The following is a 12901-nucleotide window of genomic DNA, read 5'->3' on the forward strand; positions in this document are numbered from 1 at the left end:
CGATAGCCAAGTGGTCACACCCGTTCCCATGCCGAACACGGAAGTTAAGCACTTGAACGCCGAAAGTAGTTGGGGGCTTCCCCCTGTGAGGATAGGACGTTGCCAGGCACTTGACCGATCTGCAGATTGCAGGTCGGTCTTTTTGTGTAATCATTTTAAAGGAAAAGGAGTTTTTTCATGAAACACGAACTTCCTATTGTATATGCACTTCAACGTCACTTAGATCGAACGCCCATCTCATGGCATGTTCCTGGACATAAGAATGGGACTCTGACACCTCTTCCTGACTTTTTTAAATGGGACGTCACAGAATTACCTGGTCTAGATGATTTTCATCATCCGGAAGAGGCTATTGCAGACGCAATAGCTTTGCTTCAAAAAGTCTACGATGCAAAAGCGAGTCATTTCCTTGTGAATGGTTCGACTGTTGGGAACTGGGCGATGCTTGCAGCTGTAGCAACAAGAGGAGAGCGTGTTTATGTACAGCGTAATTCACATAAATCGGTATTTAATGCACTCGAATGGTTAGGAATCGAACCGATCTTTCTTGAACCAGATACCCATAAAGAAACGGGAATCAGTGGTCATGTTTCACGTGAAACATTAAAGGAAGCGTTTACGAAATATCCAGGAGGAGTTGGCGTGTTTATCACTTCACCGACATATTACGGAGAAGTGGCTGATATCACGTCACTCGTTCAGCTCACGACGTCGCACGGACTCCCTTTATTAGTGGATGAAGCACACGGTGCACACTTCGGTAAAGCATTTGGTGTTCGTTCTGCATTTGAATTAGGAGCAACCGCTGTTGTCCAGTCTGCCCATAAAACGCTTCCTGCACTGACGATGGGAGCATGGATGCACGAGCGATTTTCGGAAAAGATGAGAAGAAAGTTACAGCGAGCGCTCCAAGCGTTTCAAACCTCAAGTCCTTCGTATTTGTTACTGGCTTCATTAGACTATGCCCGTTCCTATCGTGAACAATGGACAGTTGAAGGTATGTCAGATATTCAGGTTAGTCACGATGCGTTTATCGAATCACTTCAACGGTTCGATCATATGACCGTCCTTCGCTTCGATGATTGGTCACGGATGACATTAACGTATGAGGGATATTCAGGAGATGCGTTGTTGCACGCGTTACGAGCTGTTCAACTCGATGCGGAATTTGCTCTAGGAGATCACGTCGTCTGTATTTTGCCACTTCGTCCGCTAGCAAAGTCTGAGCAGGATGACTGGGTTCATCGTGTCGAACGCGCTATTCAAATGATGAAATCAGAAGGAATTCCTTTGAAAAGGTATATCGAGCAACCAATTATGGGTAAAATACAGGTATCTGCTTTAGCTTGTTCTTATGAACAGTTAGAACAAGCAACAGGTACGTTCCGTCAGCTGGATGAGTGTATCGGTCATGTTTCACTCGAAACCATTATTCCGTACCCGCCAGGCATTCCGTTGATCGTCAGAGGCGAACGCATTACGGCGGAACAGGTACTACGTTTACGACATTATCAAACCGTAGCCGTTCATTTGCAAGGGGGCGAACAATTGCAACAAGGAGCGTTACGCGTCATAGAGGAAGGGTTTGAAAGATGAAAGGTACGTTCATTACTGTCGAAGGACCGGATGGTGCCGGGAAAACGACACAACTACAATTGCTTAATGATGTGTTAAAAGAAAAGGGCTATAATGTCATGATGACCCGTGAGCCAGGTGGCACACGCGTTGGGAACGAAATTCGTTCATTGATTTTAAATCCTGATTTTGAAGAAATGAAAGAGATGACGGAAATTCTGCTGTATGCAGCGTCTCGTGCCCAGCATGTCGAAGAATTGATTCGACCGGCGTTAGAGGCAGGCACAATCATCTTATGTGACCGATTCGTTGATGCCTCACTTGCCTATCAAGGATATGGACTTGGACATCCGATTGATCTCGTGCGTCATATCAATGATTCTGCAACAGGTGGATTAGCGCCAGACCGGACGTATTTATTTGATTTAACGGTAACGGATTCTAAAAAACGAATGATGGACCGGGGAGCACTTGATCGAATCGAGCAACGAGATGATGCGTTTCGTGCCCGTGTCTATGATGGTTTCAAACAGATTGCGGCATCGGACCCAGAACGGGTACAGATTGTACAAGCCAATCGATCGATTGAAGTGATTCATCAGGACTTAGTGGAAGATGTCATTACGTATTTAGAAGAAAAGGAGAGATTCTCATGAAAATGGTCATTACGATTGTTCAAGATAAAGACAGCTTACGTTTGGCGGAAGCGCTTGTCGAGCATGATTTCCGAGCAACGAAACTAGCAACGACAGGTGGTTTTCTTAAAGAGGGAAACACGACGTTCATGATTGGTGTACAGAGTGAGCGTCTCGATGATCTGTTAAGATTGATCAAAAAGAATTGTTCGAGTCGTGAACAGATGGTCTCTCCAATCTCACCAATGGGTGGTCATGCCGATTCTTATATCCCGTACCCTGTTGAAGTCCAGGTAGGCGGGGCAACGGTCTTCGTCTTGCCAATCGAAGGGTTTCACCAATTCTGATGCAGACGTTTCATGAACTGGAACAGACACAATCGGTCATTTCGACGATTCTTCAAAATTCGTTACGAAACGATCGAATCAATCACGCTTATATCTTCACTGGAGACTATGAGCCGCTTCTACTTGAAGCGGCTCACTTGTTCGCGAAAAGCCTTTTTTGTGAGACCCCGGTCGATGTGGAGCCGTGTGGTGTCTGTCGTAGCTGTCGGCGGATGGAAAGTGGTAACTTGGTCGATTATTATGAAATCGAACCAGATGGCGCGACCATCAAAAAAGAACAGATTCAACAATTGATGCATGATCTCTCACTCCGAGGACTTGAAGGCGATCGTCAGATTTATGTCATTACACAGTCCCATAAGATGACTCCCCAAGCAGCGAACAGTTTGCTGAAGTTCTTTGAGGAACCAGGAGAAGGAAAAGTGGCCTTATTGTTGACGAATCAACCTCAACTCCTTTTACCTACAATTCGATCGCGGGGACAGTTATTAAGTTTTCGTCCAGCGGATCGTCAAATGATTGGCGAGGTTTTATCTGAAAAAACGGGACGGGACCACGAGTTGACGCAACTGGCAGCGCGTGTCTATCCAAAAGTCGAGGATGCAGAAGAAGCATTACTCGAAGACTGGTTTGTAAATGCGCGAGCGTCAGTGTTACAATTGATGGAGGAATTAGCGAATCGTCCGGCTGATTTACCACTGTTCGTACAAGAGAAATGGATGGGACAATTCAAGAACCGTCAGGATGTCCGAATTGGTCTTGAACTCGTCACTTGTTTCTTCGAGGATGTCTTACGCCTGAAACTGAATCCGGCGTGGGAAGGTATGACCTATACGAATAGTAAACCCCAACTTGAACAGATGGGGTCCAAGAGCCAGACGACGATCACCCGCTGGTTACAAGCTGTGCTTGCCGCAGTCCGACGGGTCGAAGCGAATGTTAATCCCCAATTAACAGTTGAGCGTCTCATGTTTGACTTACAGAAAGGGTAGAGCGACATGCTAGAAGTAGTAGGCGTTCGCTTTAAAGAAGCGGGCAAAATTTATTATTTTGCACCTGGACAAGAGTCATTATCACGAGGACAAGCAGTCATCGTTGAGACGGTACGGGGCATTGAATATGGCGAAGTGGTCATCGCCGATAAACAAATGGACGAAGAAGATGTGGTGTTGCCACTGAAATCCATTCTTCGAATTGCTGACGATAAAGATGCAATGATCGTCCGCGAAAATAAAGTCGCAGCGCTTGATGCGCATGCGGTATGTGTCGAAAAAATCCGTGAACATAAACTCGATATGAAATTGGTCGATGTCGAGTACACGTTTGACCGCAATAAGGTCATCTTCTACTTCACGGCAGAAGGACGTGTTGACTTCCGTGAGCTCGTCAAAGATTTAGCGGCTGTTTTCCGGACACGCATCGAACTCCGTCAAATCGGTGTTCGAGATGAAGCGAAGTTACTTGGAGGCATTGGTCCATGTGGTCGTGTCTTATGTTGTTCATCTTTCCTTGGTGAGTTCGAACCGGTCTCGATCAAGATGGCAAAAGATCAAAACCTGTCGTTGAATCCGACGAAGATTTCAGGGGTGTGTGGTCGTTTAATGTGCTGTCTAAAATATGAGAACGATACGTATGAAGAGATGCGCCGTGACTTGCCGGACTATGGAAAACGTTTGACGGTACCTGAAGGCGAAGGACGCGTCGTTGGCTTGAACATCCTCGATCAAGTCGTTCAAATTGAACTGAAGGATCGTTCCCGCGTCTTGACGTATTCGATGGAAGAACTATTATCCGTTGGTGCCGTAAAACCAAAACGACCAAAAGAATAACGGGGTGCATACGCGTGGAGAGAGTCGATAAAAAAGAAATCATTACGCGTGTCGATGCGATTGAGCAACAGATTCATTTGCTGACTGAGCATCTGAGCGTGTTAAAGGATCAGCTGGCTTACATGATGGAAGAGAACCAACATCTGTATCTGGAGAATCATCATCTTCGGGAAAAAGTCGAACGCGATGAACAACAGCCGGTCACGGAAGCGGAAGAAGCGGAAGCAGGCGTTGGTGCAGGCTATGACAATCTCGGACGATTGTACCAGGAAGGGTTCCACATCTGTAACTTGCATTATGGACAAGTACGAAAAGACGGCGATTGTCTCTTCTGCTTATCCATGTTAACGAAACATTGAGAGGCTGACTTCTACATGAGTCAGTCTTTTTTTCGGAAAGGAAGGCACGACATGTTTAAACTATTACCAGACGAACGACTTGATTATCTCTTAGGACAAGAAGGGAAAATCATTCAAAGTCCATCTGTCTTCTCCTATTCACTCGATGCGGCATTGCTCGCACGATTTGCATGGGTTCCAATTCAACAGGGGCGGATTGCCGATCTTTGCTCTGGGAACGGTGCGATCCCACTCTTTTTATCCTACCGGACGAAAGGGCAGATCACGGGTCTTGAAATTCAGCCGCGACTAGCGGAGATGGCGCGACGTAGCATTAACTTGAATGAACTGAACGACCAGATTGAGATGATTGATGGTGACGTCAAAGAGGCGGGGGCACGTCTTGGATACGGCATCTATGATGCTGTCACCTGTAATCCGCCTTATTTTTTAGCCAACGAGACATCAAACCAAAACCAAAGTGAACATTATACGATCGCAAGGCATGAAGTCCTCTGTACACTTGAAGACTGTATTCGTGGTGCATCTGATTTGTTAAAACAAGGCGGAAAGGCAGCGTTCGTGCATCGACCGGAACGACTGCTCGATATCGTCACTTTGATGCGAACATACCGCTTGGAACCGAAACGGATGCAGTTGATTTATCCGAAGGCAGGGAAGGAAGCGAACATGCTTTTGATCGAGGGGATCAAGGATGCAAAACCTGGACTGAAGGTTCTTTCCCCGTTCATCGTCTATGAAGCGGACAACTCGTATGCGGCTCAGATGAAGGAACTGTTCGATGTCTGAGCATGCAGTCTATATCGTTCGTTGCCAAGATGATACGTATTATACGGGTTACGCGGTAGACGTTACGCAACGCATCGCAACACATAATGCAGGCAAGGGGGCGAAGTATACACGTGCCCGTCTGCCGGTCGTCCTCGTTCATGAGGAAATTTTCGCGACAAAATCAGAAGCGATGAAGCGGGAATACGCGATTAAACAATTGACACGTTCACAGAAAGAGCGTTTGATTCAAGGAGGAACCTCATGAAAGCGACAAGTAGCTATCAACAGCAAGGAGTCGGTCTCTATATCGTCCCGACACCAATCGGCAATTTAGAAGACATGACGTATCGAGCTGTCCGGATCTTACAGGAATCTGATATCGTCGCAGCAGAAGATACCCGGCAGACGATGAAACTGTTTCGGCATTTTTCGATTGAGACGAAGCTGGTCAGTTACCACGAACACAATAAACAAACAAGTGGCGAACGACTACTCGCTGATTTAGAGGCGGGAAAGCAAATTGCCCTCGTCTCCGACGCCGGGATGCCCGGTATTTCGGACCCGGGAAGCGATTTGATCCGCCAAGCGATCGCAGCAGATATTCCTGTCATCGTTCTTCCGGGTGCGAACGCTGCATTGACAGCCCTTGTCGCGTCCGGTCTGTCGACAGAACGCTTTTTGTATTATGGTTTTTTGCCACGAAAGAAAAAAGAACGCCGCGAAGCGTTAGAGCAATTGAAATACGAATCAGGAACACTCATCTTTTATGAAGCACCGCATCGATTGAAAGAGATGTTGCAAGGGATCGAAGAAGTACTTGGTGATCGCCAGGTGACGTTAGCCCGAGAACTAACGAAACGGTATGAAGAGTATATTCGTGGAAGTGTGAGTGAATTACGCGCTTGGGCAGCAGAAGACGTTCGAGGTGAGTTCGTCGTCCTTGTCGAAGGATCAAACGAAGAACGACCGGATGCCGTCATTCAAGACAGTGATCCGCTCGAGCAAATCCGTCGGTATATCGAAGAGGGCGAAAAGCCGAATGCAGCGTTGAAGCGTGTCGCAAAAGAACGAGGACTGGATCGTCAGGAATTGTACCTCGCGTTTCACGAAGCAGATTAAAAAAAGAAGCCCCGTTAAGGAGCTTCCTTTTTTGTTTATTCGTTGCTTGCGTAATGACGATCGAGGAAATCTTTTAATTCAACGAGAACGCGTTGTGCGCCATCTGGTGAAAGAATCAATTTACCATCAGCCAATTTGAAGTTATCTTCTGATACTTCACCTGTCACTTGGCAAGTCATGTTTGGTTTATATTTTTTAAGGATGATCTGTTCGTTGTCGACATAGATCTCGAGGGCATCCTTTTCTGCGATTTGAAGTGTACGGCGTAATTCGATTGGAATTACGACACGACCGAGCTCGTCTACTTTACGTACAATACCTGTTGATTTCATTTTGTTGTTCCTCCTTTGATGTCATGGATCTCTTTTTCTTTTGAAAAATCGTCAAAATTCGACATCGTTTCTATAGAATGTAGAATACTAGACTTTCCAAAAGTAGTCAACCAATCTGTATAGCTTGAAATCAAAATGTCATTTATTTCTCAAAAAACCCATATTTGAAACGATTTATTAATATATTTTCCCTTTTTAAAGGAAATGAAACTATAGAGTGTGTTTTTTTGTAATTTGATGTCTGATGTCAAAAAATGTTTCGATTCGACAAAAAGTGAATTTCGACATCAGTCCCGTAACAGCGTATAATAGCCTATAATGAAGATGGAAATAAGAGAACGGAGGAATAACATGGCAAAGACATTTTATATCACGACCCCGATTTATTATCCAAGTGCAAAACTACATATCGGTCACGCGTATACGACGGTGGCTGGAGATGCAATGGCACGGTACAAACGACTTCAAGGATTCGACGTCCGGTATTTGACAGGTAGCGATGAGCACGGTCAAAAGATTCAGGAAAAAGCAGCAGAAGCAGGTATCTCGGAACAGGCATTCGTCGATGGTGTCGTCGAGCAGATTAAAGTCTTATGGGATCGTCTCGACATCTCGTACGATGATTATATCCGGACGACAGAACCACGTCACAAGAAAGTCGTCGAAAAAGTGTTCGAGACACTTCTTGAATCAGGCGATATCTACCTAGGTGAATACGAAGGTTGGTATTCGATTCCGGATGAGACGTACTATACGGAATCACAACTCGTCGACGGAAAGAGCCCCGATAGTGGACACCCAGTCGAACTCGTTCGCGAAGAATGTTACTTCTTCCGGATCAGCAAGTACGCGGACCGTCTGCTTGAGTACTTTGAAGCGAATCCGTCATTTATCTTGCCAGAATCACGTAAACACGAAATGATCAATAACTTCATTAAACCGGGTCTCCAAGACTTAGCGGTCTCACGGACGACATTCAACTGGGGTGTACAAGTCCCATCGAATCCGAAGCACGTCGTCTACGTCTGGATCGATGCGTTGACGAACTATATCTCGTCACTCGGTTATGGTACGGACGATCATGGTAATTTCGATAAGTACTGGCCAGCAGATGTTCATCTCGTCGGAAAAGAAATCGTTCGTTTCCACACGATCATTTGGCCGGCACTCTTGATGGCACTTGATCTCCCATTACCGAAGAAAGTCTTCGCACACGGTTGGTTGTTGATGAAAGACGGAAAAATGTCGAAATCAAAAGGGAACGTCGTTGATCCGATCCCATTGACGGATCGTTACGGTCTTGACGCCCTTCGTTATTACTTGTTACGCGAAGTTCCATTCGGTTCAGATGGTATGTTCACACCTGAAGCATTCGTTGAGCGGATGAACTACGATTTAGCAAACGACCTTGGGAACTTACTCAACCGAACGATCGCGATGGTCACGAAATACTTTGACGGTGAGATCCCAGCCTATACAGGCAATGTGACACCGTTTGATGCGACACTCTCGGATCTTGCAAAAGAAACGGTCACGAAAGTCGAAGCATCGATGGAACACATGGAATTCTCTGTCGTGCTATCGAACATTTGGCAATTAATCAGCCGTGCCAATAAATACATCGATGAGACACAACCGTGGGTTCTTGCAAAAGACGAATCCAAAACGGCGGAACTCGGTTCGGTCATGGTGCATCTCGTCGGCGTCTTACGTCACGTGGCGATCATGTTGCAACCGTTCATGACGCGTTCACCAAAAGAGATCTTCGCGCAACTTGGTCTCTCCGGACAAGCGATGGACTGGGCAGCGCTCGAGAAATTCGCAGACATCACACCAGGAACAAAAGTTGGTACAGCGACACCGATTTTCCCACGTCTTGATGTCAAAGAAGAGGTCGAAGCAATCGTCGACATGATGCATCAAGCTTCTGCAGCACGTGTGGAAGAAGAGGAAGTCGAAGAGGCTGATGAAGACATTCGTCCGGAAACGACGATCGATGTCTTTGATCAGATCGAGTTACGTGTCGGTGAAGTCGTGACGGCTGAAAAGATCAAGAAGGCGAAAAAACTACTGAAGTTACAAGTCGATATGGGCAAAGAAACACGCCAAATCGTCTCTGGTATCGCGCAATGGTATGAGCCGGAAGATTTAGTCGGACGTAAGGTCATCGTCGTAGCGAACTTAAAACCGGTCACGTTACGTGGCGAACTCTCCCAAGGAATGGTCCTTGCTGCTGAGAAAGCAGGAAAACTTGAACTCGCGACGGTCCCATCAACGATGGCAAACGGCGCAAGCGTAAAATAAAACCGATGCCTGTGGACTTCATGTCACAGGCATTTTTTTAAAGAAGGAGTCGAATAAGATATGTTAATCGATACACACACTCACTTGAATGCAGACCAATTCGCGGAAGACGTTCATGAAACGATCGAGCGGGCACGTGCAAACGGCGTTTCACCGATGATCGTCGTCGGATTTGATCATAAGACAATCGACCGCGCGATGGAACTCGTCGAAGCGTACGATGATCTTTATGCGGTCATCGGATGGCATCCCGTCGACTCGATTGATTTTGATGAGGAAGCCTATCAAAAGGTCGAACGATTGATGGATCATGAAAAAGTCGTTGCGCTTGGAGAAATCGGACTCGACTACCACTGGGATACGTCACCGAAAGACGTCCAACAGGAAGCTTTCCGCAAACAGATCCGTCTCGCGAAGCAGAAGAAAAAACCGATCGTCATCCATAACCGGGAAGCGACAGAAGATACGTTACGAATCCTTGAAGAAGAGGATGCAAAAGAAGTCGGTGGTATTTTGCATAGCTACAGTATGAGTGCTGAATTGTTACCGCGTTGCCTAGCGATGAACTTCTATATTTCACTTGGTGGACCTGTTACGTTCAAAAACGCGAAAATGCCAAAACGTGTTGCACAGGAAGTACCGCTCGATCGTTTACTCGTTGAGACGGACTGTCCGTATCTGACACCAACACCACACCGCGGTAAACGCAACGAGCCGGCTTACGTTCGGTTCGTCGCTGAAGAAATTGCGCAGCTCCGTGGCATGATGTATGCCGATGTGGAAGCAGCAACAACGGAAAATGCAAAACGGGTCTTCCGTTTGCCATGATGCGTTCGTTGACGTTCATTACAATCGGGTGCAGCCTGCTACTTGCGGCTGCACTCGTCTATGGGATGATGGATCATCCACGAACCGTGACAGTTTTGATTGATGGACAAGAGCAGCAGGTGAAGACAACGGCTGATTCTGTTTATGGCGTTCTCAAAGAAGCCGGCATTACGACGCGTGACAATGATGTGATTGAACCGGCTCTTAGTGCCGACCTGCCGAAAAAACGATTAATCGTCATTCAGCGGGCAAAAGAAATCACATTGATCATGGGCTACGGTGAGTCCCGTCGCGTCCGGACGCAGGCGCGTCAAGTAAAGGATCTACTTGCAGAGCGCGGTATCAAGAAAGCCGACACGGATGATATCTATCCGTCTTCTGACGCGGTATTGACGAGTGGTATGACGGTGCGGTACCGCGAAGCTTTTCCCGTTGATCTCGTCGTCGGGGGAAAAGCCCGACAACTCTACACGTATGAAACGACGGTCCGCGAATTGTTAGAACGGGAAGGAATCCGTCTTCAAAAGGAAGATCGGGTCGCTCCAAATCCCGATACCCGCGTGACGGAAGGGACGTTGATTACGGTCAACACGACACGTCGTGCGACGTTGACTCAGGATCAACTCGTTCCGTTTGAGATCGAAGAAGTCGAGGATCCGACCTTACCGGAAGGCGAGCAACTGGTGACGACATCAGGTCGTCCGGGTGTCCGAACGAAAAAGTATCAATTGACGTTAGCTGACGGTCTTAGTAAAGAGAAAAAACTGATTGATGACCAAGTGACACGGACGCCGATCAAACAAGTCGTCAAAGTCGGGACAAAACCGATTGAGACACCAATCGAAGCGCCCGTCTTCAACGAAAAACAAGCGACCAATCCGCTAACTGAAACACCGAAAGCCGATGCGGATCTTGATTTTGAGAGTGCGAAGAGCTTGATGGTCGAAGCGACGGCGTATACGAACGACCCAGCTTCGAACGGCAGTCGTTTGTACAATGGTCGTGCCTTGACAGCGACCGGGTATGACGTGACCGATACGATCACTTATCAAGGTTTGCCGATCATCGCGGTTGATCCGAAGGTCATTCCGCTTGGCACGAAGGTCTACGTCGAAGGGGTTGGTCTTGCGATCGCTCTCGATACAGGTGGTGCCATTAAAGGCAATAAGATTGATATTTTAGTCGATGGTGAACAAAAAGCAAAGACGTTCGGTCGAAAACAACTGCAAGTCTGGGTCATTCCTAGTGCAACGGAAGCGGACACGTGACGCTTCCTTGTTTTTTTCGTGGAAACAGGTACAATTACGAGAGTGTTTGAAGAAGGTGGAGAGATCATGCGGAAACGCTTAAAAGAAGTCATCGTCGTCGAAGGACGAGATGATACGACACGATTACAAGAAGTTTTTGATGTCGATACAATTGAAACGAACGGTTCAGCCGTTAATGAACAGACGATGCAACGCATTGAGAAGGCCCTCGAACGACGCGGTGTCATCATTTTCACGGATCCTGATTTTCCAGGAGATCGTATCCGTGCCCGAATCAATGAACGTGTACCAGGCTGTAAACATGCCTATCTTCCGCGTGCTCAAGCAAAAGATAAGCGCGGTAAAATTGGTGTTGAACATGCCTCACCTGCCGCAATCGAAGAGGCGCTCGCTGCTGTCTATGAGACGGAAGAAGCACCGGTTGCCGAAGTGACACGTGAGATGATTTTGGCAGCTGATTTGATTGGTGGACCAGCAGCCTCGATCCGTCGTCGTCGTCTCGGTCAGATTCTTGCGATTGGTGAACCGAATGCAAAACAACTCGTCAAACGTGTCGCATCGATCCGGATCACGCTGGCGGAATGGGAAGCAGCGTTGAAACAACTAGAGGAGGAAGAAGTTTGAAAGACATTGCTACATTGCACCGGACGAAAGAAATTTTAGCGAAACATGGCTTTTCGTTTAAAAAATCGTTAGGGCAAAACTTTTTAATCGATTTAAATGTATTAGGAAACATCGTCGGAGCAGCTGGATTAACGCCTGAGAGTGGTGTACTCGAGATCGGACCAGGAATCGGCTCATTGACGGAACAATCGGCGAAACAGGCGAAAAAAGTCGTTGCTCTTGAAATCGATCAACGATTGTTACCGATTCTTGATGATACACTTGCACCATATCCCCATACGAAGGTCATTCACGGTGATGCTCTTGAACTCGATCTTTCGACGATCGTTGCTGAAGAGTTCACGCAAGAAGGCATCACCGACATTGCCGTCGTCGCGAACCTCCCGTATTATGTCACGACACCGATTATCATGCGGATCCTTGAAGCGAAAGCACCGTTTCGGACGCTCGTCATGATGATTCAAAAGGAAGTCGCTGAACGAATCGGTGCAAAACCAGGCACGAAAGCATATGGATCTCTATCGATCGCGATTCAATACTACGCGGAAGCTGAAGTCTGCTTCACGGTCCCAAAACAAGTCTTCATTCCAGCACCAAACGTCGATTCAGCAGTCATCCGCTTGAACATTCGAAAAGAGCCGGCGGTACAGACACAGGATGAGGCACTCTTCTTTGAAATCGTCCGAGCAAGTTTTGCACAACGTCGGAAAACGATTTTAAACAACTTGACGACACACTTCGGGAAAACGGAAAAAGCAGCGGTCGAAGCGGCGTTGTTAGAAGCTGGGGTTGAACCACGTCGTCGCGGAGAAACGCTCAGCCTGCAGGAATTCGCACAGTTAGCAGATGCACTTTTGCCAATTAAAAAACGTTGACGGATACGAGTAGAACAGATATAATATTTCCCCTT

General features: G+C 47.0%; 15 protein-coding genes and 1 rRNA gene. 15 read left to right on the plus strand and 1 reads right to left on the minus strand.

The window, feature by feature from the left end:
- From rrf to rsmI, 10 genes are all read left to right on the plus strand, one after another.
- Positions 1–108 (plus strand): 5S ribosomal RNA (rrf, locus tag BW42_RS15710); the annotation flags it as partial.
- Positions 109–177: 69 nt separating this feature from the next.
- A complete protein-coding gene (locus BW42_RS15715) occupies positions 178–1596 on the plus strand; it encodes an aminotransferase class I/II-fold pyridoxal phosphate-dependent enzyme (protein ID WP_035413198.1) in 1419 nt (472 codons plus the stop codon).
- Positions 1593–2231 carry a dTMP kinase gene (gene tmk / locus BW42_RS15720; protein ID WP_035413201.1) on the plus strand — a complete coding sequence of 213 codons (639 nt, stop codon included), beginning with the start codon at positions 1593–1595 and terminating at the stop codon, positions 2229–2231. Before BW42_RS15715 ends, tmk begins: the two co-directional genes overlap by 4 nt.
- Entirely contained in the window at positions 2228–2557 is a 330-nt protein-coding gene (locus BW42_RS15725; protein WP_023466519.1) for a cyclic-di-AMP receptor, read from the plus strand. Before tmk ends, BW42_RS15725 begins: the two co-directional genes overlap by 4 nt.
- Positions 2557–3549 (plus strand): DNA polymerase, encoded by a 993-nt coding sequence (locus BW42_RS15730; RefSeq protein ID WP_035413204.1) that lies wholly within the window; start codon positions 2557–2559, stop codon positions 3547–3549. The genes BW42_RS15725 and BW42_RS15730 overlap by 1 nt, the downstream gene beginning before the upstream one ends.
- A gap of 6 nt (positions 3550–3555) precedes the next feature.
- Positions 3556–4386, plus strand: a complete 831-nt coding sequence (locus BW42_RS15735) for a stage 0 sporulation family protein (protein ID WP_029343044.1) — start codon at positions 3556–3558, stop codon at positions 4384–4386.
- A gap of 8 nt (positions 4387–4394) precedes the next feature.
- Complete coding sequence (yabA, locus tag BW42_RS15740; RefSeq protein ID WP_119182633.1) at positions 4395–4745, plus strand: DNA replication initiation control protein YabA; 351 nt, start codon at positions 4395–4397, stop codon at positions 4743–4745.
- 51 nt (positions 4746–4796) lie between these two features.
- On the plus strand, positions 4797–5534 hold the full coding sequence (locus BW42_RS15745; protein ID WP_035413207.1) for a tRNA1(Val) (adenine(37)-N6)-methyltransferase: 738 nt from the start codon (positions 4797–4799) through the stop codon (positions 5532–5534).
- A complete protein-coding gene (locus BW42_RS15750; protein ID WP_035413209.1) occupies positions 5527–5781 on the plus strand; it encodes a GIY-YIG nuclease family protein in 255 nt (84 codons plus the stop codon). The genes BW42_RS15745 and BW42_RS15750 overlap by 8 nt, the downstream gene beginning before the upstream one ends.
- Positions 5778–6635 carry a 16S rRNA (cytidine(1402)-2'-O)-methyltransferase gene (rsmI, locus tag BW42_RS15755; protein WP_035413212.1) on the plus strand — a complete coding sequence of 286 codons (858 nt, stop codon included), beginning with the start codon at positions 5778–5780 and terminating at the stop codon, positions 6633–6635. The genes BW42_RS15750 and rsmI overlap by 4 nt, the downstream gene beginning before the upstream one ends.
- Before the next feature lie 35 nt (positions 6636–6670).
- Here the strand turns inward: rsmI and BW42_RS15760 are convergent, their stop codons facing one another.
- Positions 6671–6967, minus strand: coding sequence for an AbrB/MazE/SpoVT family DNA-binding domain-containing protein (locus BW42_RS15760; RefSeq protein WP_023466531.1), 297 nt, complete (start codon positions 6965–6967; stop codon positions 6671–6673).
- A gap of 324 nt (positions 6968–7291) precedes the next feature.
- On the opposite strand from BW42_RS15760, the gene metG reads away from it, so the two are divergent.
- The 5 genes from metG (at position 7292) to rsmA (ending at position 12866) form a co-directional block, all read left to right on the plus strand.
- Positions 7292–9271: a methionine--tRNA ligase gene (gene metG, locus BW42_RS15765; protein WP_255344378.1), complete on the plus strand. Its 1980-nt coding sequence runs from the start codon at positions 7292–7294 to the stop codon at positions 9269–9271.
- A gap of 60 nt (positions 9272–9331) precedes the next feature.
- Complete coding sequence (locus BW42_RS15770; protein ID WP_035413217.1) at positions 9332–10099, plus strand: TatD family hydrolase; 768 nt, start codon at positions 9332–9334, stop codon at positions 10097–10099.
- The gene (locus BW42_RS16660) at positions 10096–11367 is read left to right on the plus strand and encodes a 3D domain-containing protein (protein ID WP_035413220.1); all 1272 of its coding nucleotides are present in this window, start codon (positions 10096–10098) and stop codon (positions 11365–11367) included. Before BW42_RS15770 ends, BW42_RS16660 begins: the two co-directional genes overlap by 4 nt.
- Positions 11368–11433: 66 nt before the next feature.
- Positions 11434–11991: a ribonuclease M5 gene (gene rnmV / locus BW42_RS15780; protein ID WP_035413223.1), complete on the plus strand. Its 558-nt coding sequence runs from the start codon at positions 11434–11436 to the stop codon at positions 11989–11991.
- Complete coding sequence (gene rsmA, locus BW42_RS15785) at positions 11988–12866, plus strand: 16S rRNA (adenine(1518)-N(6)/adenine(1519)-N(6))-dimethyltransferase RsmA (RefSeq protein ID WP_035413227.1); 879 nt, start codon at positions 11988–11990, stop codon at positions 12864–12866. The genes rnmV and rsmA overlap by 4 nt, the downstream gene beginning before the upstream one ends.
- Positions 12867–12901 lie beyond the last annotated feature (35 nt).

The sequence above is a fragment of the Exiguobacterium sp. RIT341 genome (genome assembly GCF_000632205.1).
Lineage (GTDB): Bacteria > Bacillota > Bacilli > Exiguobacteriales > Exiguobacteriaceae > Exiguobacterium_A.